This window comes from Streptomyces sp. NBC_01723, from assembly GCF_036246005.1.
Lineage (GTDB): Bacteria > Actinomycetota > Actinomycetes > Streptomycetales > Streptomycetaceae > Streptomyces.
Genome location: NZ_CP109171.1, coordinates 589,751 through 614,369 on the forward strand (window position 1 = coordinate 589,751; position 24,619 = coordinate 614,369).

Genomic DNA, 24,619 nt, shown 5'->3' on the forward strand with positions numbered 1-24,619 from the left:
GTGGGGGGGGACGGACAGCGGGACGGGACGGTTTGCGGGGGGGGGACCGGGGCCGGGCCGGCGGCCCCGGTCCCGGGGTCACAGGAGTCCGGCCTGGGTGAGCCGGGTGCGGACGCGGGCCACGGCCGCCTCGTCGAGCGGCACCTGCGGTGCCGCGGTGGCCGCGCAGTCGATGAGGCCCAGCAGCCGGGCGGCCGCCTTGAAGGCGCCGAGCGCGCTGGAACTGGGACCCATCAGGGCGGGGTCGCCCGCGTCGGTGAGGGCGAACAGGGCCGCGAGGCGGTCCTGCTCCGCCCTGGCGGCGGCCCAGTCACCCGCCCGGGCGGCCGCGTAGAGGCGTACATAGCCGTGCGCGTCGACGTTGCCGAGGCCGGGCACGACTCCGTCCGCACCGGCGAGGAGCGCGCCGTCCACGGTGAGTTCGGAGCCGGTGAGCACCGAGAAGTCCGGGGTGCGCGGGCGCAGTTCGACCAGCAGCCGGCGCAGGGAGCCCTCGTCGCCGCTGGAGTCCTTCAGCCCGGCGAGCGTGCCGTCGGCGGCCAGGCCGAGGACCACGTCGCGGGGCAGCTTGGTGTGCACGGCGACCGGGATGTCGTAGGCGAACAGCGGCAGGCCCGCGCCCTCGCGGATCCGCCGGAAGTGGCCGGCGATCTCCACCGGGTGGGTGCGGGTGTAGAAGGGCGCCGTGGCCACGAGCGCGTCGGCGCCGGCCCGGACCGCGTCGGCCGCCCGGTCCAGGACCCGGGCCGTGGTGGTCTCGATGACCCCGGCGAGCACGGGGACCCGGCCGGCGGCGGCGTCCACGGCGGCTTCGAGCGCGGTCAGCCGCTGGGCGTCCGTGAGGTAGGCGGTCTCGCCGCTGGACCCCAGCAGGAACAGCCCGTGCACACCGGCCGTGATGAGGTGCTCGGTCAGTCGGCGCACCGACCCGGTGTCGACCTCCCCTGCCGGGGTGAGCGGGGTGATGACCGGGGGGATGACGCCGCGCAGCGGCGTGGGGATGGGCATGCGGTGACTCCAGGTCGTGCCGTGTTTCCGTCCCGGGGGCAGGGGGCGGCGACGCGCCCGGGCTCCCGGAACCGAGGACGTAGGATGTCCTACGTCCTGTTAGAGTGACACATGACGGAGCAGGGGATGTCAAGGGTCGAGAGGGGACGCCACATGCGCTCGGTCGCCGCCGACGCCGAGGAGCGGATCAAGGAGCTGATCGTCGAGGAGGGCCTCGGCCCCGGCGACCCGCTGCCCACCGAGACGGAGCTGATGGAGCGGTTCGGCGTCAGCCGCAACTCGCTGCGCGAGGCGCTCAAGTCCCTGCAGGCCATGCACATCGTCGAGATCCGGCGCGGCTTCGGCACCTACGTCGGCACCATGTCGCTGGAGCCGATGACCGAGGCCATGGCGTTCCGCACCGTGGTCGGACACCGACGGGGCCAGGGCAGCCTGCTCGAACTGCTGCAACTGCGCGAGGCGCTGGAGGCGGGGCTCATGCACCGGCTGGCGGGCCGGCTGCCCGACGCCGACCTGGCGGAGCTGGACGCGCTGGTGGAGACGATGCACACCGAGGTGCGGGAGACCGGCGAGATCGCGGCCCGCACCGACCGCGCCTTCCACCGGGCGCTGCACCGCTCCCTGGACAACGAACTGCTCAGCGAACTCCTCGACGCCTTCTGGAGCGCCTTCCACCGGGTGCGCACCCAGGCCCAGGGACTGGGCGCGGCGGCCGACGGCGAGGAACTGGCCCGGATGCACGCCAGGATCGTCGACGCCGTGCGCGGGGGTGACGCGGAGGCCGCGGAGCGGGCGGTGCACCGGCACTTCGACGACATCCGCAGCCGACTGTCGCGGCGGTGAGCGGACCCCTCGTTCGGCGGACCCCTCGTTCGGCGGACCCCTCGCTCGTCGGGCTCCTCGTTCGTGTGAAGAAGGGCGAGGACGTCCTCCGGTCGGGTGACGGCTGTCCGGGGGCGCCCCGGCGCGCACTTACGGTTTCGCGATGACCTCCATCTCCACCGCCCCGCGTCCCCTGCGAACCGCCGACCTCGGCACGCTCGTCATCATGTCCTGGAGCCGTGAGACACCCGACGGAGACGTCCCCTTTCTCCTCGCCTGCTCCCTCGGCGACGGCGAGGGCGGCCCGGAGGCGACCCCGGCCGCCGTCGAGGGGCTGCTGAGCCGCTCCGGGATCGCCGTGGGCGACGGCGTGCTCGACGCCACCGGCCTGCCCGGCCTGCCGGTCGGCCTGCTCGTCGTGCCCGGTGCGGCGGCGCTCACCATGCCGGGCGTCAACGCCCAGTTCGTGCCCACGCCACAATGGCGCGAGGCGGTGGACAAGCGCGGGTACGCCTGCCTCGTCTTCGCCACCCGCCCGTGGTCCGGCGGCGAGCCCGGCGAGGCCGGGGCGGTCGCCGCCTTCGCCAACCACGAGGACACCCTGCGGACGGCGGCGCAGCTCGTCCTCCCCGTGCGCAGCCTGCGGACCTGACACCGGCCGGCTCTTCCGGCCCGCCGCGCCGCGGATCGCCTCACGTCCACAACTCGTCGCTGTCGCAGATCCGGGCACCCATGTTGCGCTCCATCATGCGCAGGGCGGCATCCGCGAGGTCGGCGTGGATGTGGGCGACCGCGTCGCGCGGGACGATGACCTGGAGATGGCGGATGTGGGCGTCGAGCGCCGAATAGAGCACACACTGCTCGGTCACCTGCCCGCACAGCACGAGCCGGTCGATCCCCTGCTGGTGGAGGAGATAGGTCAGCGGGGTCTCGAAGAAGATCGAGTGGCGTGCCTTGACCACGAAGAGGGACGACTCGTCGGGCCGCAGCGGCTCGACGAGTCCCGCGTGCGGCCCCGAGAGGGCCTGGTCGAGGATCTCGCCGTGGTGCGAGCGCCACTCCCCGAAGTTGTCGTTGACGTAGATCACGGGGACGTGGTGGCGTCGCGCCCGCTCCAGCAGGCCGGTCAGCTGCGGCAGTACCGACTCCGCGGCCGGGATCAGCGCTTCGGCGTCCTGATGGTCGTAGGTGTTGATCATGTCGATGACGATCAGTGCGGTCTTGCCCATGCCACTCAGGTTGCCATCCTGACACGCCGTCGGATGGCTCATCCCGGCCGCGTATGAATATGTCCGGCATATCTTTACGAATATGAAGAAATGCCATGTCGTGTACCTGGTGTGCACCGCAGCGATGATCGGTACGGGGCTCGGAGCGGCTCCGGCGTCCTCCGCCCCCATGACCCACGTGGTCAAGCCCGGAGAGTCGATCCAGAAGGCGGTGGACGCCGCCGAATCGGGGGACACGGTCCTCGTCACTCCCGGCACCTACCACGAGAGCGTCAAGGTGAGCACCCCCGGACTCACCCTGCGCGGCATGGGCCGCGAGACGATCCTCGAGCCCGGCACGGAGAAGGCGGCCGCCAACACCTGCGCCGAGGGCGGCAACGGGATCTGTGTGACCGGCACGAAGGGCAAGAACGTCAAGGGTGTCACCGTCGCCGACCTGACGGTGACCGGCTTCACCCGCGCCGGTCTGTACTCGACGGCCACCGACGGCCTGACGGTGCGGAACGTGACGGCCGTCAAGAACGGCGTCTGGGGCATCGCCCAGGAGCAGTCGGTCCATGGCATCTTCCGCGGCAACGCCGCCCTCGACAACGGCGACGCGGGCATCTTCCTCGCCAACACCATCACGGCCGAGAAGGGCGCGGCCGACACCGAGGGAACGGTCGTCGCGCGCAACCTCCTCAAGGGCAACCGGATCGGCGTCACGGTCCGGCGGCTGCGCAACCTCGCCGTCGCGGCCAACAACATCACCGGCAACTGCGCCGGCGTGTTCGTCGTCGGCGACGAGAACAAGCCCAAGGCCGGTGACCTGGTCGTGCGCGACAACCACGTCGTGGGCAACAACAAGTCCTGCCCGAAGACCGAGCGCCTCGACGCACTCCAGGGCTCCGGCATCGTCCTGACCGGCACCGAGAAGGTACTGGTCGCGGACAACAAGGTGCGGGAGAACTCGGGCAAGTCCCCGCTGTCGGGCGGCATCGTCCTGTTCAAGAGCTTCGTGGGTGTCACCAGCGAGAAGAACGAGGTCAAGGGCAACTCGCTGCGCGACAACTCCCCCGCCGACCTGGTCAACACCGAGACGGCGGCCACCGGGAAGAACAACACCTTCGAGGGCAACACCTGCGGCGCTTCCAAGCCCGCGGGACTGTGCTGACCGGCCGGCCACAGCTCGTGTACCGAAGAAGGAAGGGAAGCGGCACATGACGACCGCACAGACCGCCCCACCCCCGCCCATGCGGCTGAGGGAGCTCGTGTTCGGCGCGGCATGTGCCGCCGCCCTTCGCACGGCCGCCCGGCTCGGAGTCGCCGACGCCCTCGGGGACACCCCCATGACCGTGGACGACCTCGCGACCGCGGTGAAGGCCGAGCCCAAGCCGCTGCGCCGGCTGCTGCGGGCCCTGACCTGTTACGGCGTCTTCGCCGAGCAGAAGAACGGGACGTTCGCGCACACCGACATGTCCCGGCTGCTGCGCGAGGACGACCCGCACAGCCTGCGCTACATCACCCTGTGGTGCACGGAACCGTGGACCTGGGACGCGTGGCCCCTGCTCGACGAGGCGGTGCGCAGCGGCCGCAACGTCGTCGAGGGCCTGTACGGCAAGGAGTTCTTCACCTACCTCAACGAGGACGCTCCCCAGTCGGCCGAGGTCTTCAACCGTGCCATGACGACCTCCAGCCGGCAGTCGGCGGAGGACGTCGCGGCCCTCCTCGACCTGTCGGGCAGTTCCTCGGTCGCCGACATCGGCGGCGGCCAGGGGCACGTGGTGGCGAGCCTGCTGGAGAAGTACCCGTCCATGCACGGCACCCTGCTCGACCTGCCCAGGGTCGTGGAGAACGCCGACCCGCGGCTGCGCGAGGGCGGCTCGCTCGCGGACCGCGTGCGGATCGTGCCCGGGGACTGCCGCGAGGACATCCCCGTCCGGGCCGACGTGTACGTCATCAAGAACATCCTGGAGTGGGACGACGACAGCACCGCCCGCGCCCTGCGGGGCGTCATGCGGGCGGGCGGGCCCGGGGCCCGGGTCGTGGTCATCGAGAACCTCGTCGACGACACCCCCTCGATGCGGTTCAGCACCGCGATGGACCTGCTGCTGCTCCTCAACGTCGGCGGGGCGAAGCACACCACCGACAGCATGGTCGGCCGGCTGACCGAGGCCGGCCTCGTCATCGACGACATCCGCCCGGTCAACCCCTACCTGCACGCCTTCGACTGCACCGTCCCCGAGTGAACCGACGCCCGGACGGGCGGCGAGGGCCGCCGGACCGCACAGCGCGGTCCGGCGGCCCTCGCGTGTCCGCGGCGTCCGGCGCCGGTTCAGGCGTCGGGCGCGCGCCGGTCGGTGACCGGTTCCATCCGGGCGCCCTCCAGGGCCCGGACGAGTGCGTCGCCCGGCCGGTCCTGACCGTCCAGCAGGGTGGTCAGTTCGGTGACCGTGGCGGGGTCGGGGAGCCCGAGAGTGACCGCGGGGTCGCCGGCCCGGAGGTCGCCGCGCACATCGACCAGCCGCACCACGATCTCGTCGCGCTGGAAGATGGTGCTGCTCAGCACCGGGCTGCGCGGGTCGTCGGCCGCCGCCTCGTCGCGCTCGGCGAGGAGTCGCGCCAGCCGCATGCCCTCCCCCGGCCGGGCCGGGTACGACAGCGCGTGACGCTGTGCCGCCGGGTCCCGCTCCGCCGCCGTCACGTGGTGTACGGCGGGCAGCGCCGCCCGGGTGTAGAACACCCGCGCGGACTCCGGATCGCCGAGATCCCGGTCCTGCTCCAGATAGGGGTTGAGGGCCTCCTCGACGGCCCGCACCTCGGGCTGCGCGGCCACGTGCCGCAGGGCCGCGAGCAGGTCGCCGCGCACCTCGATGGCCCGCACCACCCGGTTGCCGTGCAGGAACAGGGACGTACGGCACAGGCGCGTGGTGTCGTCGACGCGCGGCTCGGGCGAGGCGTAGTCGGCGAGGATCCTGGCGACCGTCTCCTCGCTGCCGGGCTTCACCGTGAAGGTGAGGGCGTGCCGGATCACGCCGTCACCGATCCGGGGGGCCGACTGGAGCCCGCCCCGGCCGGGTTCGGCGCCCGCCGCCGGCCGGCCGGTCTCGCGGACCACGTGGAAACGGAGCGACCGGGTGTGCCGGACACACTTGTGCAGCGGCTTGACCATCCGCACGTGTTCCTCACTGCTCACCCAGTTCAGGAACGGCGGGGCGCTCTCCCACTCGCTGGTGATCAGCCACTGCGACGGGTTCTCGATGGACTGGCACAACTGCTCGCCGATGTGCCCGGGGACGGACTCGACGTGGCTGCGCAGGTTCTCGTACGTCTCCAGGAACTGCTGCTGGGCACCGTCGTAGACCTCCACCAGCAGGACCACCCGGAGGCGGGAGCCGTCGAACACGGACTGGGAGACCTGGTGCGACACCTGACGTGCCGACGGGTCGGATACAGAAGTGGTCGTGATGGTCATCCTGCGCACTCTCCTTCGCGGAGGCGGAACTGAGCGTCACCCGTGATGCTGCGACGCCGACGTGTCCGACGATCTTCTGCCCGGCCCCGACGGCGCGCGACTCGTGTGCACTGCGCGGGTGACCCGCGCGGGCTCAGGTGAGGTGCGCGAAGACGACCAGGTTGTCCGTGTAGTCCTTGGCCTGGCGGTCGTAGTCGCCCGCGCAGGTGATGAGCCGTACCTCGGGCCGGTCGGTGTCCCCGTACACGCGCCGGCTGGGGAACTCGTCCTTGGCGAAGGTCTCCACGCCGTCGACCTCGAAGGACGCCTTGCGTCCGTCGGCCCGCCGGACGTGGAAGACGTCTCCCTCGTCCAGTTGGCCCAGGCGGGCGAAGACCGCGGCGGACGTCTTGGTGTCCACGTGCCCGGCGATGATCGAGGTGCCCCGCTCCCCGGGGGAGACGCCCTTGGCGTACCAGCCGACGAGGTTGGTGTCGGCGGCCGGCGGAGGCTGGAGCTGTCCGTTGGCGCCGATGGCGAGGTCGGTGAAGGGGGCGTCGACGGCGATCTCCGGGATCAGCAGCCGCACCGGCTTCGAGCGGGGCAGCACCGGTCCGGGCGGGCGGGTGCGGGACGTGCCGGTCGCGGACGGGCCGGCCTTGGGCGAGGCCGACGTCGCGGGCTGTGCGGGCAGTGGGGGGCGGGACGAGTCGGTCGACGTGTCGTTGCCGCCGAACAGGCTGACCGCCAGGATCAGCAGGGCCACGCCGCACAGCACCATCAGGCCGGGGCGGAATCCCTGCCCGGTCGGCGGCTTCTCGTCGGCGACGGGGGTCGAAGGGGGGACTGTCATCGAGGACCACCTCGGTAGGGCACGGCGGCAGGGCGGACACGGAGGGGGACAGCGAGCCGGGCCGCCACGGAGTTCCTGGTGGCGGCCCGGCCGCTATCGCGCCCGGCACGGCTCAGGCCATTCCGTTGACCGACTTCTTGCGTCGGACGGCGTACAGGCCGGCGCCGGCCACGCCCAGGACGGCGAGGCCGCCCGCGGTGGTGGTCGGCGTGTCGAGGCCACCGCCGCCGGTGTGCATACCGCCGTGCGGCTTCTCGTGCTTGCCGCCCTCCCAGGACTTCTCGCCCTCGTCCTGCTTGTACTCGGAGCCCTCGTCCTTCTTGGACTCGCCGCCGTCCCAGCCGCCCTCGTCCTTCTTGGACTCGCCGCCGTCCCAGCCGCCCTCGTTCACCGCGGTCAGCGCTCCGCCGCCCGTGTGCATACCGCCGTGCGGCTTCTCCTGCTTGCCGCCCTCCCAGGACTTCTCGCCCTCGTCCTGCTTGTACTCGGAGCCCTCGTCCTTCTTGGACTCGCCGCCGTCCCAGCCGCCCTCGTTCACCGCGGTCAGCGCTCCGCCGCCCGTGTGCATACCGCCGTGCGGCTTCTCGTGCTTGCTTCCGTTGTCGTGCTCCTTGCTGTAGGAAGAGTCGTCGTGGTCCCAGTCGCCCGCGGAGGCCGCGTAGGCGCCGGGGGCACCGAGGACGATGACGGCCGACGCGGCCGCCGTGGTCAGGAGCGTGCGAGCAGAACGCATCTGTGGTTCCTTCCGTCACGGCCGGGCAGCTGGTGCTTCGTCAGCTGAGATGACCCGGCCCCGACGTGAATTACCGTCAGCCAGTCGTCCGACTCGCACCACTCAAGGCGCTCAGCCGGGTGAACGCCGACTTCTCGCGAGGACCTGCCGGAACACACAAAGCGCCCCGGACGCACGGCAGTTGATGTACCTTCCGGTCCCGTTGACATGGCGTCACCCGCGAGGGCTACTCCGCCCCGCCGACACGCTCACCGGGCGACGGCTCAGGAGGTGTGTCCGAGGGCGGTGCCGCTCAGGTCGTCGGTGAGCATCAGGGCGGCCCGCATGCGCTTGCCGACGGGTTCCCGGTGCACCTCGAAGCTGTGGCACACGGCCATGACGATCTCGAGCCCGTGCCGGCCGATGCGCCCGGGGTCGGTGGCCTCGGCGACGGGCAGTACGGGTTCGCTGTCCCACACGGTGACCTCGACCAGGTCGTCGGCCAGCTCCAGGTCGACCAGCGAGGGGCCGGGCGCGTACTTGCAGGCGTTCGTCAGCAGCTCGCTGACCACGAGCTGCAGCAGGTCCGCCGCGCGGTCGGACACCGTGCGGTCCTGCACGGCCCGCACCCGGGCGAGAAATCTCCGGGCCAGCTCGCGGCCCCGGGCGATGTCGCCGGGAATGCCCTCGTACTCCGCCGAAACCTTGACCGGCTCACTTCGCCGGTCCTCCTGCCGGGCAGCCCCGTCCATCCGATCCGCCCTCTTCCTGAGCCTTGACCGTTACGCCAGCCCGTCTACCCAGGAAACCGCGAAACATCACCGGCCGCAGCGACCACAGGGTGGCGGCGGCGCCACGCTCGTACGATGACCGTCGTGGATCTCAGCGCCGTACGCACCTTCGTCGCCGTCGCCGAGGCGGGGCAGTTCCAGGTCGCCGCCGCCCGGCTGACCGTCACCCAGCAGGGCGTCTCCAAGCGGGTCGCCGCGCTGGAGAAGGAGCTGGGGGTGACGTTGTTCACCCGGACCGCGCGAGGAGCCCGGCTCACGATCGACGGGCAGGCGTTCCTGCCGCACGCCCGTGCGCTGCTGGACGCCGAGGAGCGGGCCGTCGCCTCGGTTCGGCCGGGGCGCCGTCCGCTGCGGGTGGACGTGATCGGCAGACGGGCCGCGACGGCCGGTCTGCTGCGTGACTTCCACCGCGCCCGTCCCGACGTCGACCTCGACGTGGTCACCCTCCCCGACGCGCACACCGCCGTCGCCGCCATCGGTTCCGGGGCCATCGACGCGTCGTTCCGCTGCGTCACCATGCCGGGGCAGCGGCTGCCCGACGGCATCGAGGCCACGCCGGTCTTCGACGAGCCGCTGCAGTTGTTCACCGGGCCCGCCCACCCGTTCGCGAAGGCACGGACGGTGACCCCGGGGCAGCTCGCCGGGCAGCGCGTCTGGATGCCCGGGAACGTCCCGGGCACCGAGTGGTCGGCCTACTACGACGCGTTCGCGGCCGAGTACGGGTTCACCGTGGACGCGATCGGCCCGAACTTCGGCGTCGAGGCCCTCCTGGACACCATCTCCGAGTCGTCGACGGTGTCGACCTTCCTCAGCGAGCACACGCCCCTGGTCTGGCCGGCCGGCCACGACCTGCGGCGCATCCCGGTGCGTGATCCGGCGCCGGTCTATCCGCACTCCCTGCTCCGGCACACCGACAACGCGCATCCGGGGCTGGCCGCGCTGCACGCGTACCTCGTCTCGCGCCCGTCCGTCCGGCTCGGCACGGAGGTCTGGTCACCGGCCTGGGCCCTGCGCCGCGGGGCGCAGGGCCCGGCCGGCCGGAGGTGAGGTCTCAGCCGCCCAGGGCGCCGAGGACGACGAGTTTGGCCTCGTCCTGCACCTGCCGGAGGTGGTCGGCGCCGAGGAACGACTCCCCGTAGATCTTGTAGACGTCCTCGGTGCCGGAGGGGCGGGCCGCGAACCACGCGTTCTCGGTGGTCACCTTGATGCCGCCGATGGGAGCGCCGTTGCCCGGTGCCTCGGTGAGGACGGCGGTCACCGGCTCGCCGGCGAGGGTGTCGGCGGTGACCTCGGCCGGGGACAGCCGGGCCAGCCGGGCCTTCTCCTCGCGGGTGGCGGGGGCGTCGATGCGGGCGTAGGCGGGTTCGCCGAAGCGGGCGGTGAGCGCGGCGTAGTGCTCGGAGGGGCTCCGGCCGGTGACGGCGGTGATCTCGGAGGCGAGCAGGGCGAGGATGATGCCGTCCTTGTCGGTGGTCCACACCGAGCCGTCCCGGCGCAGGAAGGACGCCCCCGCGGACTCCTCGCCGCCGAAGCCGAGGGAGCCGTCGAGGAGACCGCCGACGAACCACTTGAAGCCCACCGGGACCTCGACCAGCCGCCGGCCGAGATCGCCGGCGACCCGGTCGATCATGCCGGAGGAGACCAGCGTCTTGCCCACGCCGGCGTCGGCGGGCCACTCGGTGCGGTGGGCGTAGAGGTAGGCGATGGCGGTGGCGAGGTAGTGGTTGGGGTTCATCAGGCCGCCGTCGGGGGTGACGATGCCGTGCCGGTCGGCGTCGGCGTCGTTGCCGGTGGCGACGGCGAAGCGGTCGCGCTTCTCGATGAGCGAGGCCATCGCGTGGGGCGAGGAGCAGTCCATGCGGATCTTGCCGTCCCAGTCCAGCGTCATGAAACGCCAGGTCGGGTCGGTGAGCGGATTGACCACGGTCAGGTCGAGGCGGTGGTGCTCGGCGATCCGGCCCCAGTACGCGACGGAGGCGCCGCCCAGCGGGTCGGCGCCGATCCGTACGCCGGCCGAGCGGATCGCGTCGAGGTCGACGACGGCCGGCAGGTCGGAGACGTAGCGGTCGAGGAAGTCGTAGCGTCCGGTGCCGGGGGCGGCGAGCGCCCGGGCGTAGGGGATGCGCCGTACGTCCTTCAGGCCGGCCGCGATGATCTCGTTGGCCCGGTCCTGGATCCAGGAGGTGGCGTCCGAACCGGCCGGTCCGCCGTTGGGCGGGTTGTACTTGAAGCCGCCGTCGGCGGGCGGGTTGTGCGAGGGGGTGACGACCACGCCGTCCGCGAGGCCCGAGTCGCGGCCCCGGTTGTGGGTGAGGATGGCGTGCGACACCGCGGGGGTGGGGGTGTAGCCGTCCCCGGTGTCCACGAGGACCGTCACGTCGTTGGCGGCGAACACCTCGAGCGCGGTGACCCTCGCGGGCTCGGACAGGGCGTGCGTGTCGGCGCCCAGGAAGAGCGGGCCGTCGGTGCCCTGTGCGGAGCGGTACTCGCAGATGGCCTGGCTGGTGGCGGCGATGTGGTCCTCGTTGAACGCCGTCGCGAGGGACGAACCCCGGTGCCCGGACGTGCCGAAGGCCACGCGCTGGGCGGGCTCCGCCGGGTCCGGGTGCAGGGTGTAGTACGCCGTCACCAGCCTGGCGACGTCGATCAGGTCCTCGGGGCCGGCCGGCTTCCCGGCTCGGTCGTGCTGCATGCGCCCACTCCTCCGCATCGGTAGGGACTTCGCTCGCGGTCCCATCTTCCCCTGTCCGGGGAGCGGCGCTCTGCGTTCCGGCCGGGGCCGTCCGGTAAGGGCGTCAGATCCGGCCTCCGGTGAGACGGGTGAGGGGGCCCTGGGTGTGGCGGCCCGACCGCCGGCCCACCGCGTACGAGGCCGCGCTCAGGGCGGTGATGCCGGCGCCGACGCCCGCGGCGACGAGCTTGCGGTGGGCGATGACCGTCCAGGCGGTCTTCGCTCCGGCCGCGACCTGGCCCGTGGTGGTGATGACGGCCTGACGGCCCGCCTCGACACCCTTGGCGGCCGTCTGGACGGCACCGCCTGCGACCTGGGCGGAGCGCTGGGCACCGGCCTTGGCGGCCGACGCGGCGTCACCCGCCTTGTCGGCGGCGGCGTGTGTCGCCCGGGAGGCCGGGGCGGTCGCCTTCCTTGCGGCGCTCTCGGCCTTGGCCTCGGCGGTCCGCGTAGTGGTGGGCTTCTTGTTCGTGTCCTTGTTCGGATCGCTCATGGACACCGCCTTGCCCCTCACCGCGACCGCAAACACCCGCAGTTCGCGCGGCCTCCGGCCTCAGCGGGCGGCGGTGGGCGGCAGTTGGGCCGGACTCACCTGTTCGCCCAGTACCTCCGCCATGAACTGGACGAGCCAGCGCTGCGCCGGAGCGCGCGAGGACTCGTGCCGCGCGTACAGGGCGATCTCGATCGGCTCGGTCTCGAACGGCAGGCGCACCAGGCGCACCCGGTGCGAGGCGGTGAAGACCTCTCCGACGAACTCGGGGACGATGGCGACGAGATCGGTCTGCTCCAGCAGGTAGGGCAGCATCGAGAAGCGGGTGGCGTCCACGGCGACCCGTTCCAGGAGTCCGTGCGCGGCCAGCACCGCCCGGGGCGCGACGTGTCCGCTCGGCCCGAACACCGTCGCGTGGTGCTCGGCGGCGAGGTCCGCCAGTGTGGCCGCGTCGCCCCGGATGCGCGGATGGTCCGCGGCGACCATCAGGACGTAGCGCTCCCGGAAGAGCGGGACCCGCACGGTCAGGTGCGAGGTGATCACCGGGGTGGCCACGAACACGTCGAGGTCGCCGCGGCGCAGCTGGCTCTCGGCGTCCTCCACGTCGAAGGGCCGGACGGTGAACGACACGCCCGGCGCCCGCTCGCGCGCGGCGGCGAGGAGCCTCGGCAGCAGCGTCGCCTCGCCGAGGTCGGACAGCGCGATGGTGAAGCGCCCGGACATGGTGGCGGGGTCGAACACGTCGCCCTGCCGGACCGTCCCGTCGATCTCCGCCAGGGCGCGCTGGAGCGGCTCGTACAGCCGCCGGGCGCCGGCCGTGGGCGTCAGTCCGCGCCCGTTGCGGCGGAACAGCTCGTCGTCGAAGTGGCGCCGGAGCTTGCCCAGGCTATAGCTGACGGTGGGCTGCGTGACGTGCAGCGTCTCGGCGGTGGCCGTGACGCTGCCGGTCTCGTACAGGAGCACGAAGACCCGGGCGAGGTTGAGATCGAAGCTGCCCATATCGACGGAGTCTATATCGGGGCAACGAAACATCTATTGGTGCCCATGTCGCGGGGTGCCTAGCGTGTCGGACGTCACTTCGAAAGGAACGTCCGTGTCATCCGTGCGTCGTGTCTCCCACGAGTTCCTGGAGCGCCAGGGACTCACCACCGTCTTCGGTAACCCGGGCTCCAACGAGCTGCCTTTCCTCGCCGGACTGCCCGACGGTTTCCGCTACGTCCTCGGCCTGCACGAGGGCGCCGTCGTCGGGATGGCCGACGGGTACGCCCAGGCGACCGGGCGCCCGGTCCTGGTCAACCTGCACGCCGCCTCCGGTTCCGGCAACGCGATGGGCGCGCTGACGAACGCGGTGGCCGCGCGCACCCCGCTGGTGGTGCTGGCCGGCCAGCAGGTCAGGCCCGCCATCGGCCCGGAGGCCAACCTGGCCAGCGTCGACGCGCCCGCCCTGATGAAGCCGCTGGTGGGCTGGGCGGCGGAACCGGCGTGCGCCGAGGACGTGCCGCGCGCCCTCGCCCAGGCCGTCTTCGAGGCGCGGCTCCAGCGGCGGCCGACGTACCTCTCGGTGCCGTACGACGACTGGTCGGCCGAGGCCGGCGACAACGCGGCGGCGGTACTGGACCGGCGGGTCGAGCTGGCCGCCGTGCCCGGCGCCGGGCAGAGTCACCGGCTCGTCGAGCGGGTCGCCGCCGCCCGGCGCCCCGCCCTCGTGCTGGGCGGCGACATCGACTCCGACGGCCTCTTCGACGACGCGGTCCGGCTGGCCGAGCGGCTGGGCGCTCCGGTGTGGGCGGCCCCCTCGCTGTTCCGGCTGCCCTTCCCCAACCGGCACCCGCAGTTCCAGGGGGTGCTGCCCGCCGGAATCGCACCGGTCTCGGCGGCGTTCGAGGGCCACGACCTCGTGCTCGTGCTGGGCGCGCCGGTCTTCCGTTACCACGAGCACCTCCCCGGCGCCTATCTTCCCGAGGGCACCCGGCTGGTCCAGGTGACCGGGGACGCCTCGGCCGCCGCGCGGGCGCCGATGGGCGAGGCCCTGGTCGCCGACCCCTCGGCCGTCGTCGACCTGCTCCTGAAGTCGCTGGACGCGCCCGCGAGGCCCGCGGCGCCCTACCGGCCGGTGCCCGCACCGCTCACCGCCGAGGGTCCCGGTCTCCACCCCGAGCAGGTCTTCGCCGCCCTGCGCGACGAACTGCCCGAGGACACGGCGTACGTCGTCGAGTCGACGTCGACCAACGCGGCCTGGTGGCGCCAGATGGATCTGCGCCGCCCCGGCTCCTACTACTTCCCGGCGGCCGGCGGGCTCGGTTTCGGCCTGCCCGGCGCGGTGGGTGTCGCGATGGCCCGGCCCGGCCGCCCGGTCGTGGCGGTGGTCGGCGACGGCTCGGCCAACTACGGCATCACCGCACTGTGGACGGCGGCGCAGCACCGGGTTCCGCTGACCGTCGTACTGCTGCGCAACGGCACGTACGGGGCGCTGCGCTGGTTCGGCGGGCTGCTCGGCGTGCCGGACGCCCCCGGCCTCGACATCCCGGGGCTGGACTTCACCCGTATCGCCGAGGGCTACGGCGTCGCCGCCCGGCACGTCGAGGGCGCCGAGGAGCTGCGCGCCGTCCTCGCCGAACCGGCGGCCGGGCCCCGGCTGATCCAGGTGGACACGGCGCTCACCACGCCCTCCTGACCGCACCGAGGCTCCGAGCATCCCGAGAACGCGCACGAAGAGCACGAGGAAAGGGACACGATGACACTCCTGGACAGCGACGTCTGGGGCCGGAAGTTCTACAGCGACGGCTGGCAGGACTCCCCGGTCGAGCATCCGGTGACCGAGCCGGCCACCGGCGACCGGCTCGGCGCGGTCGGGCTGGCCACGGCCGAGGACGTGGGCCGCGCCGCCGCCCGGGCCGCCGAGGCCCAGCGCTCCTGGGCGGCGACCGGGCCGCAGGAGCGGGCCGCGGTACTGCGGCGCGCGGGTGAGCTGTTCACCGAGCACGCCGCCGAGATCGAGGACTGGCTGGTGCGCGAGGGCGGCTCGGTACGGTCCAAGGCCGCTTTCGAGGTGGGGCTCGCGGTCGGCGAGTGCTTCGAATGCGCGGGTCTGCCGACGTACCCGCAGGGCGAGGTGCTCACCTCCGAGGAGGCCCGCTGGTCGCTCGCCCGCCGCCGCCCGGCCGGTGTCGTGAGCGTGATCGCGCCCTTCAACTTCCCGCTCATCCTGGGTCTGCGCTCCGTGGCGCCGGCGCTGGCCCTGGGCAACGCCGTGCTGCTCAAGCCCGACCCGCGGACCGCGGTCGGCGGCGGTGTGGTCATCGCCCGGATCTTCGAGGAGGCCGGACTGCCCGCCGGTGTCCTGCACCTGCTGCCGGGCGACGGCGCGGTCGGCCAGGCGGTCGTCGAGGCGCCGGAGGTGCGGGTCGTCTCCTTCACCGGCTCCACGCCGGTCGGGCGGGCGATCGGCGAGCGGGCCGGGCGGCTGCTGAAGCGGGCCCATCTGGAACTCGGCGGGAACAACGCGCTGGTCGTGCTGGACGGCGCGGACGTGCCGAAGGCGGCCTCGGCGGGCGCGTTCGGCTCCTACCTGCACCAGGGGCAGATCTGCATGACGACCGGCCGGCACATCGTGCACGAGTCGCTGGTGGAGGAGTACACGGCCGCGCTCGCCGCGAAGGCCGACGCCCTGCAGGTCGGCGACCCGGCCCGCGAGGACGTGGCGCTCGGCCCGCTGATCGACCGCCGTCAGCTGGAGCGGGTGCACGGCATCGTCACCGACAGCGTCGCGGCCGGCGCGAAGGTCGCCGCGGGCGGCGAGACCGACGGCGCCGGATACCGCGCCACCGTCCTCACGGGTCTGACGACCGACATGCCCGCGTGGCGCGAGGAGATCTTCGGCCCCGTCGCGCCGGTCATCGCCTTCTCCACGCTGGAGGAGGCCGCGCGCATCGTCAACGACTGCGAGTTCGGGCTGTCGGTCGGCATCCTCGGCGATGTCGGTACGGCGATGAAGCTGGCCGACCGGATCGACTCCGGCAAGGTGCACATCAACGAGCAGACCGTGAGCGACGAGCCCAACGCCCCCTTCGGCGGGGTCAAGTCCTCGGGCACCGGCTCCCGTTTCGGCGGCGCCGCGGCCAACGTCGAGGCGTTCACCGAGACCCAGTGGGTGACGGTCCGCCCGGACATCGCCGACTACCCGTTCTGATCCCTCCGGCCGCCCCGGCCGTTCCGGCTCCGCTCACTCACACCCGTCCCCCGGGGGGAGAGTCATCATGGCTTCCGCCACCACGTCCGACGCGCCCGCACAGGCCGGCCGCGCCGGCAACAGCTCCTGGACGGTGGTCCTTTGCTGGATCACCGTCCTGCTGGAGGGTTACGACCTCGTCGTCCTCGGCGCCATCATCCCCACCCTGCTCAAGACCCATCACCTCGGCATGACCGCGGGTGACGCGACCACCATCGCGACGCTGTCGCTCGTCGGCGTCGCCATCGGCGCGGTCTGCGTCGGTCCGCTGGCCGACCGGCTGGGCCGCCGCCGGCTGCTCATCGGCTCGGTCGTACTCTTCTCGGTCCTCACCGTCGTGGTGCCGCTGGCGGACTCCGTCGCGATGTTCGCCGCGCTGCGCCTCCTCGCCGGTCTGGGCCTGGGCGCCTGCATGCCGGTCTCGCTGACGATGATGGCCGAGCACATGCCCGCCGCCCGCCGGGCGCGGGCCAGCACCCTGACGATGACCGGCTACCACACCGGTGCGGTGATCACCTCGCTGCTGGCCCTCCAGGTGGCCGACGACTGGGAGATCCTCTTCTACCTGCTCGGCGTCGTCGGCCTCGTGATCGCCGTCGTCCAGTGGTTCAAGCTGCCGGAGTCGGAGGCGTTCGTCCGGGCCAAGCGGGACGGGGCCCGGCGGCTGCCGTTCACCGAGCTGCTCAAACCGGCCTACCTGCGGGCCGGCGTCGGCATCTGGGTCGCGTCGTTCATGGGCCTGCTCCTGGTCTACGGCCTCAACACCTGGCTGCCGAAGCTCATGAACGACGCCGGCTACCCCGTGCCGACCGCCGTCACCCAGCTCCTCGTGCTCAATGTCGGCGGCGTCGTCGGTCTGGTCCTCGGTGGGTTCGTCGCCGACCGGCGAGGCATCAAGGGCACCACCATGGTCTGGTTCGCGGTCTCGGTGGTGATGCTGGGGTGTCTGAGCATCCGCATGGAGAGCGATCTGATGCTCAACGTCGTCGTCTTCCTCACCGGCGTGTTCGTCTTCTCGGCCATGGTGCTCGTCTACGCCTACGTGACGAGCTTCTACCCGGCGTCCGTGCGGAGCACCGCGCTCGGTTCCGCGTCCGGGATCGGCCGGATCGGCTCGATCGTCGGCCCGTCGATCACCGGCGCGCTGGTCGCCTCGGGGGTGGGTCACCCGTGGGGCTTCTACTTCTTCGCCGCGGTCGCGGTCCTCGGCTTCCTGGCCGTCATGACGCTGCCCCGCGTCCGGGGGAACGACCCTGCGGAGGCCGCCGCGCCCGCGGGGTGATGGCGCACGGCACGCGGAACGGGAGCAGTGGGTCCGGTGACCCGCTGCTCCCGCCGGCGTCCGGGGGTTCGGTGACTCAGTCGTTGTCGACGTCCTCGGTCAGAACCTTGCCGTTCGCCGCGTCGACACCGACGGTGGTCTTGTTCCAGTTGTCGGTGGACACCACGTCGACGGCCCAGATGACCTGCTGGTTGTCGTTGTCGCCCAGTTCGACGTGGGTGACGGTGCCCTTGGCCGCGCCGGTGGCCGCCTTGACCGCCTGCTGCGGCGACTGCTTGGCCTTGCCCAGCCAGTCGGCCGTCTGCTGCTTGTCGTCGGCGTCCTGGTCCGCGTCGGCCTGAATGCGGAAGACCTTCCCGCTGACCGCGTCGATGTCGACGCGGTGCACGGTGCCGTCGGTCTCGGCGACCTTGGCCTCCCATTCCGGCGCGCCCTGACTTGGCGCCGGGTTCGGCATGCTGGGGCTCGGGGATCCGGTCGGCGACGCGGTGGCGTCGGCCTCGGTGCGCTTGAGTTCGAGGTCCACGAGCTTGCTCTCGGGAACCTCCTTGACAGCGGTGTCGGCGGCCTTGTCCCAGGTGACCTTGGTCGCCGAGACGAGGTCCTTCCGCTCGGTCTGGTTCTCGTTCAGCGAGGGAGACCCGGTGGGGGACGCGGTGGAGGAATTGGTCGCGGTCGGAGACCCGGTCTGGGCCGCCTCCGCGACGCTCGAACGTGTCGTGTCGGCGTTCGTGCAGGCGGTCAGCAGCAGAACGGAGGTGCCCAGGGCACCCATCACGGCCAGCGAACGCAGCGGCGGAAGTCGTCGTGCAGAGCTCATGATGCTCTCCGTAACCCTTCCGTCACTCGGACACACCGGGCCCGTGGGAAAGTCACTCCATCGGCCGGATTGCGGACTCAGCGGGCCCGGACGAACTCGACCCGGTCGGTGCCGCCCCCGGTCAGCGGGCGCCGGGGCAGCATCCGGATCCCCGCGCCCTCCAGCCACTCCCGGTACGCGGTGGACTGGCGGGCCACCTCCCAGTACGCCTCCTCCAGCGCCGGGAAGACGGCGTCCAGCTCGGCCCGGGTGCGCGCGGCCAGCAGGAGGCGTACGCCTATGGGGTCGCCGTACAGGCGCCGCACCGCCATGTCGGGACGGGACTGGGAGCTGGGCTGGCAGACGGTCACGACCTCGCCGGTGGCGACGAGGGACGCGGCGGTGTGGTAATCGCCGTGCAGGACACGCGGGTTGAGGCCGACGGCGCGCAGCATGCGGTGCACGCCGTCCCACTCGCCGTCGACGGTGGGGTCGACCATCCAGCGGTCGTCGGCCAGGTCGGCGAGGCGGACGACCGGGCGGGTGGCCGCGGGGTGGTCGGCGGGCAACATGACGAACTGGGGTTCGCGCTCGACGAGGACGCGCAGGCGCAGCCCCTCGGGGACGTGCAGGGCGCTGCCCTCGACCTCGTGCACGAAGGCGACGTCGAGCTGTCCCTCGGTCACCCGGCGCAGCAGCGCGTTGGCGGAGACGTCCATCTGGAGGGTGGGCTCCAGGCCCGGGCGTCTGAGCCGGCGCAGCCAGCCGGCCAGGGCGCGGCTGGCGGTGGAGCCGACCCGCAGCCTGCTGTCGCCGCCGGCCGCGGCGGCGCGGGCCTCCCGGACCAGGGTGTTCATGTCGGTCAGCAGCGGACGGGCCCGGCCGAGGACGGAGCGGCCGAGCGGGGTCGGGCGGCAGCCGGTGCGTTCGCGGACGAACAGGGGGCCGCCCAGGGCCTGTTCGATGCGGCTCAGCTGGGTGCTCAACGTGGGTTGGCTGACACCGAGTTGGCGCGCCGCCCGGTGCAGGCTGCCGGCGTCGGCGATGGCGCACAGCGCGCGTAGGTGCCTCACCTCGAGCTCCATGCAGGGAGCGTAGGGCGGAACAGTTGGTTGCGCCAGGTGAACAAAACGCGGCGGATCAGGGCGAGTTCTGCACTCCCGTCCAAGCCGCACCCGAGTCGCGGTGAACGGTGATAGCCCGGGCCTATCACCGGTTGCCATCATCACAGCGGGGTCATGGACGCTCCACACTCACCGGTGACGACTTCTCCCCACTCCCCCACTCTAGGAGTCATCGATGCGCATCAGCATGCCCCTCCTGTCCACCGCGGCCGGTCTCGGCCTGACCGCGGCCCTGCTCGGTACCGCTCCCGCCGCGACGGCCGCCACTCCCCAGGAGCCGTCGCACGCCGCCCACCTGGGCTTCGAGCCCTCGGCCGGCTCGGGCGAGGACGCGGCGGCGAACCGGGCGTTCTTCGAAGCGGTCATCAAGTCCGTGGCCGAGAAGCGCGCCGCCAGTCCGTCGTCAGCGGCGGCCGTCACCGTCTACTACAGCGCCACCAACGCGCCGAGCTTCCGCTCGCAGATATCCCGCTCCACCCAGATCTGGAACGGCTCGGTGTCCAACGTGCGGCTCGCGGAGAGAAGTTCCGGCGCCGACTTCGCGTACTACGAGGGCAACGACTCGCGCGGCTCGTACGCCTCGACGGACGGGCACGGCAACGGGTACATCTTCCTCGACTACCGGCAGAACCAGCAGTACGACTCGACGCGGGTGACCGCGCACGAGACGGGGCACGTGCTCGGCCTGCCCGACCACTACTCGGGACCGTGCAGCGAGCTGATGTCCGGCGGCGGCCCCGGCCCGTCGTGCACCAACGCCTACCCGAACTCCGCCGAGCGCAGCCGGGTGAACCAGCTGTGGGTCAACGGCTTCAAGGCGGCCCTCGACAAGGCGCTGGAGAAGACCTCCGCGCGCTGACGGCCCGATGACACACGCGGGGGCGGCCCGGCCGGGGCCGCCCCCGCGTGCGCGTATATCGGCCCGCTTGCCCAAACCCATCGCGGGTAACCGGAGTTCACATCTCTACGACCCCCGTGAGGAGTCCGACATGGACGAGCGGCAGACGCCCGCCGACAGCGATCTCGGCGACCTGGAACCGGGCACACGCCAGCGCGCCCAGTTGCGCACCCGCCTGTCCGACATCGCCTGGACCGCGCTGTGCGTCGTGCTCGCCCTGTGGGCGGTGTGGACCGTCGTCGATCTCGCCCGGGGCGCGACCGCCTGGGCGTACAGCGCCGTGGCCTGGGTGCTGCTGGCCACGGCGCTGGTCCTGCGCACGATGGCCATGCGGCGCAGGACGTCGTTGTAGCGGGGCGTGTACTCACCCGGGGGTGGGCAGTGCCGCCCCCACGGCCCGGTGGACGGCGCGGGCCAGCCGGGCACCCCATTCGGAACGGGGGCCGGCGAAGGAGTGCGTGACCTCGGCGCCGTGCGGCGCGCGGGCGGCGACGCACACGGCGTCCGTGGGGGTTCCCGAGCAGTCGAGTCCCGCGTCCAGCAGCGCCTGCACCTTGGCCTCGGTCGCCGTCATCACGGCGTTCACCAGTGCGGCGTCGCTCAGCGCGACCGGCACCGCGGCGACGATGTTGATCGTCCCGGGCGGGGCGGCGGCGGGGGCGCCCTCCTCGGGCGAGGCCGCCCAGCCGCGTACCGAGATACCGGCGGTCACGACGGCTTCGGCCCCGCCGTCGCGCGCGCGGGCGAAGGCGGACACGTCGGCGGCCGTCATCAGACCCACACCGGGCCCCCGGGCGCCGGCGGCGTGGGCGAGGCCCGTCAGGTGGCGGGCGGGGTCGGTGCGCCGGTACCCGTGGGCGACCTGGGCGTTGAGCACCCACGCGCGCTCGGCGATCCCGCCGCCCAGCACGGCGCTGCTGGCCATCCGCCAGCCGGGGCCCGGACGCCAGAGCAGGGCGTGCAGCCGTTCGCCGTCCTCCAGCCGCGTCAGGTGCTCCGGGGCCGGCAGGCGGTGCCCGGTGCGGGGCGGGGGCAGCAGGGCGGGCACGGGTCGGGGCTCCTCGGGGTGGCCGGGCGGGGGTCCGGGCGGACCGGACGATCGTACTCAGCGGCGGTGCGCCCGGAGCGGTGCCGGGTGCGTCGTGGTCCGGGGTGCGTTGCGGACCCGGTGCGGGGGACCTTCACTGAACACAACTTCGCCACCAGGCGACGGATCGGAGGCCGCGATGCTGTCCCACACCCTGGAGCATGGGGTCCTGGTCATCACGGTGGACCAGGACCCGGGAATCGACGGGCGGGCCACGCTGACCACGCACATCACCAACCTGGTCGACGCCCATCAGCCGACCCCCGTCGTCATCGTGCTGACCGACGGGGCCGACGGCCACGCGGCGGTCAGTGCCGTACTCCGGGCCCATCAGTGGTGCGGGCGGCTCGGTGTCCTGATGTCCGTGGTCACCCACAGCGCGCCGGTCCGGCGGCTGCTGGAGGACAACGCGGACACCTCCGGTACCCGACTGGTGGTGCACGCCCGCGTCGACACCGCCATCACGACCGCGTTCACCGCTGCGGCCTAACGTCCGCGCGCGATTCCGCCATGCCGGTGCGCGTTGGCCGGCGCCCGTTACGAGCGTCCGAGCCAGAGGTCGGGCCCGAAGACCTCGTAGTGGACGGCCTCGGCGGGCACACCCCGGCGCAGCAGGTCGCCGCGGACGGCGCGCATGAACGGCACCGGGCCGCACAGGTAGGCCGTGAGCCCCGGGGGCAGTTCGACTCCGGCGAGGTCGACGAGACCGGCCGTCGCCTCCGGTGCCGCCTCACCGGGCTCCTCGTAGAACAGGTGCAGCCGGGCGTCGGGCAGCGCACGGACCAGGTCGCGCTGTTCCCGCCGGTGGGCGTGGTGGGCGGGGGTGCGGTCGGCGTGCACGACGGTGACCGGCCGGGTGGCGCCGGCCGCGGCCAGGTGGTCGAGCATGGCCAGCACGGGGGTGACGCCGATGCCGGCGGAGGCCAGCAGCAGCGGTCCGTCGTCCTCCGCGAGGGCGAGGTCGCCGAAGGGGGCGGAGACGGCGAGTACGTCGCCCTCGCGGGCGTGCGCGTGCAGCCAGGAGGAGACCTCGCCGTCGGGCCGCCCGTCGCCGTGCACGCGCTTGACGGTGATGCGCAGGCCGGTGCGGCCCGGGGCGGCGGAGAGGCTGTACTGGCGGATCTGATGGGAGCCGTCGGGCAGTTCGGAGCGGACGCTGACGTACTGGCCCGGGCGGAAGGGAGCCACGGGGCGGCCGTCGGCGGGCCGCAGGACGAGGCTGAGCGCGTCGGGGCCCTCCTCGCGCCGTTCGACGATCTCCATCCGGCGCCACACGTCACCCTCGGCCACGCCCGCCTCCGCGTAGAGACGGGCCTCGACGGCCACCAGCGCGTTGGCCATCAGCCAGTAGACCTCGTCCCAGGCGGCGGCGACCTCGGGGGTCACGGCGTCGCCGAGTACGTCGCCGATCGCGGCGAACAGATGGCGATGGACGGTCTTGTACTGGTCGGAGGTGATGCCCAGGGAGGCGTGCTTGTGCGCGATCCGGGACAGCATGGCGTCGGGCCGGGCGTCGGGGCTCTCCAGCAGCAGGCCGGCGAACGCGGCGATGGAGCCGGCCAGGGCCCGCTGCTGCTCCCCGCTGACCTGGTTGCCGCGGTTGAACAGGTCCCGGAGCAGCTCGGGGTGGGCGTCGAACAGCTTCCGGTAGAACAGCTCGGTGATGTCGCCGATGGCCGCTCCGACGGCGGGCAGGGTCGCGCGGACCACGGGGACGGACTGTTCGGAGAGCACGGCGGCTCCTTAATTGGTAGATGATATTCGTGTTTTAGGCCACGGGTGCGCGCCGCCACGGGCGCGCGCCCGTCAGCCGGAGGGGCGGTCCGAGAGGCCGACGAGCAGCGGGCCGGTGGGCGAGGCCACCAGGTCGGCGACGGTCAGCGGGTCGAGCGCGGCGTAGAACGCCTCCTGGGCGTCGCGCAACGCGGCCCGCAGCCGGCAGGCCGTCCGCAGCGGGCACGGCGGATCGCCTTCGCAGGCGACGACTTCACCGTCCCCTTCGAGCTCTCGCACCAGCCGGCCGACCGAGGCGTCGCGCCCCGCGCCGGTCAGCGCCAGCCCGCCGCCGCGACCGCGCCGCGCCTCGACCACTCCGAGATGCTGGAGCCGGGTGACGGCCTTCGCCGCGTGCGTGTACGGCACGCCCATCGCGTCGGCCACCTCGCGGGTGGTCAGCGGGTCGTCACCGTCTCTCACGACCGCCAGGCGCATGACGGAACGCAGCGCCAGGTCGGTGAACTTCGTCAGCCGCACAGCCGTGACGCTATCAAATACGCATAATGGATTCGTGTTTATTGACGGCTATGACCCTGTGGCACGCGTCACCGGGCGCGGAAGGCGCGGTGACCGCTGATGGCAGGGCACGAAGACGGCTCCCCCGCACCGGCACCCGGGCCTCCCCTCCCCCGGGTCCTGTGCGACACCGCGCGACTGCTGGCGCCCGGCGACGAGGCGGCCACCGGCGCCCTGTGGCGACTGGCGGAGCCCGGGCGGCAGCTCGACGCCAACGTCGTCCGCCTCCCCGCGGCGGGGCGGGTCGGCACGCACACCGAACCGGACCTCGACGTCCTGCTGCTCGTCCTCGACGGCGCGGCCTCCCTGGTCGGCGCCGACGGCGACCGCCCCCTGCACAGGGGCGTCCTGACCTGGCTGCCCCACGGTTCGGCCCGGGGGGTCGTCGCCGGCCCGGACGGGGTGACGTACCTGACCGTGCACCGACGGCGTCCCGGCATGCGCGTGCAGCCGCCGAGCGCCGCCGACCGGCTCCGGCCCGGCGGAGACTGACACCGGGCCGGCCGCACGGCTCAGCCCTCGGCGCTCAGCTCCGTCAGGGACCGCGCGGTCAGGGGGTGCGGGGCGTCGTCCGGGTCGACGAGGCCGACGGTGCAGGTGGCGGCGTGGGTGAGGGCGCCGGCGAAACTGCCGTCGGCGAACTGCTCCAGCGGGTCGCGCGGTGAACGGCCGACGGCGACCCTACGGGGCGAGTCGGCCCCGCGGGTCACCTTCCTCGCCCGGAACGGCGCCCGCGGCTGGGGCACCCATGGCGCCGCCGCGCGCGCTGCGCCACCGCGGCCTGCTCACCATGGGCATCATGGCCCTGCTGTAGCGTCCATCGGCGCCTGATGCATTTAG

At 72.8% G+C, this 24,619-nt stretch carries 27 protein-coding genes; 12 read left to right on the top strand and 15 right to left on the bottom strand.

Annotated features, from left to right (window positions below):
* Window positions 1–78: 78 nt before the first annotated feature.
* Entirely contained in the window at window positions 79–1,008 is a 930-nt protein-coding gene (locus OIE75_RS02715; RefSeq protein ID WP_307009305.1) for a dihydrodipicolinate synthase family protein, read from the bottom strand.
* A 126-nt stretch (window positions 1,009–1,134) separates the two neighbouring features.
* On the opposite strand from OIE75_RS02715, the gene OIE75_RS02720 reads away from it, so the two are divergent.
* Together OIE75_RS02720 and OIE75_RS02725 are read left to right on the top strand one after the other, a co-directional pair.
* The gene (locus OIE75_RS02720) at window positions 1,135–1,851 is read left to right on the top strand and encodes a FadR/GntR family transcriptional regulator (protein WP_329469346.1); all 717 of its coding nucleotides are present in this window, start codon (window positions 1,135–1,137) and stop codon (window positions 1,849–1,851) included.
* Window positions 1,852–1,993: 142 nt separating this feature from the next.
* Window positions 1,994–2,482 (top strand): DUF5949 family protein, encoded by a 489-nt coding sequence (locus OIE75_RS02725; RefSeq protein ID WP_122617756.1) that lies wholly within the window; start codon window positions 1,994–1,996, stop codon window positions 2,480–2,482.
* 40 nt (window positions 2,483–2,522) lie between these two features.
* On the opposite strand, the gene OIE75_RS02730 is transcribed toward OIE75_RS02725, so the two are convergent.
* Window positions 2,523–3,059: an isochorismatase family cysteine hydrolase gene (locus tag OIE75_RS02730; protein WP_329469347.1), complete on the bottom strand. Its 537-nt coding sequence runs from the start codon at window positions 3,057–3,059 to the stop codon at window positions 2,523–2,525.
* Window positions 3,060–3,141: 82 nt separating this feature from the next.
* On the opposite strand from OIE75_RS02730, the gene OIE75_RS02735 reads away from it, so the two are divergent.
* Window positions 3,142–4,212, top strand: coding sequence for a right-handed parallel beta-helix repeat-containing protein (locus OIE75_RS02735; protein ID WP_329469348.1), 1,071 nt, complete (start codon window positions 3,142–3,144; stop codon window positions 4,210–4,212).
* A gap of 46 nt (window positions 4,213–4,258) precedes the next feature.
* Window positions 4,259–5,287, top strand: a complete 1,029-nt coding sequence (locus OIE75_RS02740; protein WP_329469350.1) for a methyltransferase — start codon at window positions 4,259–4,261, stop codon at window positions 5,285–5,287.
* 86 nt (window positions 5,288–5,373) lie between these two features.
* On the opposite strand, the gene OIE75_RS02745 is transcribed toward OIE75_RS02740, so the two are convergent.
* The 4 genes from OIE75_RS02745 to OIE75_RS02760 form a co-directional block, all read right to left on the bottom strand.
* The gene (locus OIE75_RS02745; RefSeq protein ID WP_329469352.1) at window positions 5,374–6,513 is read right to left on the bottom strand and encodes a SchA/CurD-like domain-containing protein; all 1,140 of its coding nucleotides are present in this window, start codon (window positions 6,511–6,513) and stop codon (window positions 5,374–5,376) included.
* Window positions 6,514–6,646: 133 nt separating this feature from the next.
* Window positions 6,647–7,345, bottom strand: coding sequence for a class F sortase (locus OIE75_RS02750; protein WP_307009316.1), 699 nt, complete (start codon window positions 7,343–7,345; stop codon window positions 6,647–6,649).
* A gap of 112 nt (window positions 7,346–7,457) precedes the next feature.
* A complete protein-coding gene (locus OIE75_RS02755; protein WP_307009317.1) occupies window positions 7,458–8,078 on the bottom strand; it encodes a hypothetical protein in 621 nt (206 codons plus the stop codon).
* A 263-nt stretch (window positions 8,079–8,341) separates the two neighbouring features.
* Window positions 8,342–8,809 (bottom strand): ATP-binding protein, encoded by a 468-nt coding sequence (locus tag OIE75_RS02760; protein WP_329469353.1) that lies wholly within the window; start codon window positions 8,807–8,809, stop codon window positions 8,342–8,344.
* 114 nt (window positions 8,810–8,923) lie between these two features.
* On the opposite strand from OIE75_RS02760, the gene OIE75_RS02765 reads away from it, so the two are divergent.
* Window positions 8,924–9,895 (top strand): LysR family transcriptional regulator, encoded by a 972-nt coding sequence (locus OIE75_RS02765; RefSeq protein WP_329469354.1) that lies wholly within the window; start codon window positions 8,924–8,926, stop codon window positions 9,893–9,895.
* Between the two features lie 4 nt (window positions 9,896–9,899).
* Here OIE75_RS02765 and pgm read toward each other — a convergent pair whose 3' ends face one another.
* The 3 genes from pgm to OIE75_RS02780 form a co-directional block, all read right to left on the bottom strand.
* A complete protein-coding gene (pgm, locus tag OIE75_RS02770; protein ID WP_307009323.1) occupies window positions 9,900–11,540 on the bottom strand; it encodes a phosphoglucomutase (alpha-D-glucose-1,6-bisphosphate-dependent) in 1,641 nt (546 codons plus the stop codon).
* A 103-nt stretch (window positions 11,541–11,643) separates the two neighbouring features.
* Complete coding sequence (locus OIE75_RS02775; protein ID WP_307009324.1) at window positions 11,644–12,072, bottom strand: hypothetical protein; 429 nt, start codon at window positions 12,070–12,072, stop codon at window positions 11,644–11,646.
* Window positions 12,073–12,132: 60 nt separating this feature from the next.
* Window positions 12,133–13,068: a LysR family transcriptional regulator gene (locus OIE75_RS02780; protein ID WP_307009325.1), complete on the bottom strand. Its 936-nt coding sequence runs from the start codon at window positions 13,066–13,068 to the stop codon at window positions 12,133–12,135.
* A gap of 94 nt (window positions 13,069–13,162) precedes the next feature.
* Here OIE75_RS02780 and mdlC point away from each other — a divergent pair, with 94 nt between their 5' ends.
* From mdlC to OIE75_RS02795, 3 genes are all read left to right on the top strand, one after another.
* Window positions 13,163–14,743: a benzoylformate decarboxylase gene (mdlC, locus tag OIE75_RS02785; protein ID WP_329469356.1), complete on the top strand. Its 1,581-nt coding sequence runs from the start codon at window positions 13,163–13,165 to the stop codon at window positions 14,741–14,743.
* Between the two features lie 60 nt (window positions 14,744–14,803).
* On the top strand, window positions 14,804–16,258 hold the full coding sequence (locus OIE75_RS02790; protein WP_329469357.1) for a benzaldehyde dehydrogenase: 1,455 nt from the start codon (window positions 14,804–14,806) through the stop codon (window positions 16,256–16,258).
* A 67-nt stretch (window positions 16,259–16,325) separates the two neighbouring features.
* On the top strand, window positions 16,326–17,579 hold the full coding sequence (locus OIE75_RS02795) for an MFS transporter (protein WP_329469358.1): 1,254 nt from the start codon (window positions 16,326–16,328) through the stop codon (window positions 17,577–17,579).
* 76 nt (window positions 17,580–17,655) lie between these two features.
* Here the strand turns inward: OIE75_RS02795 and OIE75_RS02800 are convergent, their stop codons facing one another.
* Entirely contained in the window at window positions 17,656–18,399 is a 744-nt protein-coding gene (locus tag OIE75_RS02800) for a PepSY domain-containing protein (RefSeq protein ID WP_329469359.1), read from the bottom strand.
* 77 nt (window positions 18,400–18,476) lie between these two features.
* The gene (locus OIE75_RS02805) at window positions 18,477–19,463 is read right to left on the bottom strand and encodes a LysR family transcriptional regulator (RefSeq protein ID WP_307009333.1); all 987 of its coding nucleotides are present in this window, start codon (window positions 19,461–19,463) and stop codon (window positions 18,477–18,479) included.
* 214 nt (window positions 19,464–19,677) lie between these two features.
* Here OIE75_RS02805 and snpA point away from each other — a divergent pair, with 214 nt between their 5' ends.
* Window positions 19,678–20,361 carry a snapalysin gene (gene snpA, locus OIE75_RS02810; protein WP_307009335.1) on the top strand — a complete coding sequence of 228 codons (684 nt, stop codon included), beginning with the start codon at window positions 19,678–19,680 and terminating at the stop codon, window positions 20,359–20,361.
* Window positions 20,362–20,491: 130 nt separating this feature from the next.
* Window positions 20,492–20,752, top strand: coding sequence for a hypothetical protein (locus OIE75_RS02815; protein WP_307009337.1), 261 nt, complete (start codon window positions 20,492–20,494; stop codon window positions 20,750–20,752).
* Between the two features lie 12 nt (window positions 20,753–20,764).
* On the opposite strand, the gene OIE75_RS02820 is transcribed toward OIE75_RS02815, so the two are convergent.
* Window positions 20,765–21,448, bottom strand: a complete 684-nt coding sequence (locus tag OIE75_RS02820; RefSeq protein WP_307009339.1) for an adenosylcobinamide amidohydrolase — start codon at window positions 21,446–21,448, stop codon at window positions 20,765–20,767.
* Window positions 21,449–21,626: 178 nt separating this feature from the next.
* Between OIE75_RS02820 and OIE75_RS02825 the strand changes: the two genes are divergently transcribed.
* The gene (locus tag OIE75_RS02825) at window positions 21,627–21,977 is read left to right on the top strand and encodes a hypothetical protein (protein ID WP_307009340.1); all 351 of its coding nucleotides are present in this window, start codon (window positions 21,627–21,629) and stop codon (window positions 21,975–21,977) included.
* 47 nt (window positions 21,978–22,024) lie between these two features.
* Here OIE75_RS02825 and OIE75_RS02830 read toward each other — a convergent pair whose 3' ends face one another.
* Together OIE75_RS02830 and nsrR are read right to left on the bottom strand one after the other, a co-directional pair.
* A complete protein-coding gene (locus tag OIE75_RS02830; protein ID WP_329469361.1) occupies window positions 22,025–23,221 on the bottom strand; it encodes a globin domain-containing protein in 1,197 nt (398 codons plus the stop codon).
* A gap of 72 nt (window positions 23,222–23,293) precedes the next feature.
* Window positions 23,294–23,740: a nitric oxide-sensing transcriptional repressor NsrR gene (gene nsrR, locus OIE75_RS02835; protein WP_307009343.1), complete on the bottom strand. Its 447-nt coding sequence runs from the start codon at window positions 23,738–23,740 to the stop codon at window positions 23,294–23,296.
* Between the two features lie 99 nt (window positions 23,741–23,839).
* Between nsrR and OIE75_RS02840 the strand changes: the two genes are divergently transcribed.
* Window positions 23,840–24,271: a hypothetical protein gene (locus OIE75_RS02840; RefSeq protein ID WP_329469362.1), complete on the top strand. Its 432-nt coding sequence runs from the start codon at window positions 23,840–23,842 to the stop codon at window positions 24,269–24,271.
* Between the two features lie 20 nt (window positions 24,272–24,291).
* On the opposite strand, the gene OIE75_RS02845 is transcribed toward OIE75_RS02840, so the two are convergent.
* Window positions 24,292–24,489 carry a hypothetical protein gene (locus OIE75_RS02845; RefSeq protein WP_329474168.1) on the bottom strand — a complete coding sequence of 66 codons (198 nt, stop codon included), beginning with the start codon at window positions 24,487–24,489 and terminating at the stop codon, window positions 24,292–24,294.
* Window positions 24,490–24,619 lie beyond the last annotated feature (130 nt).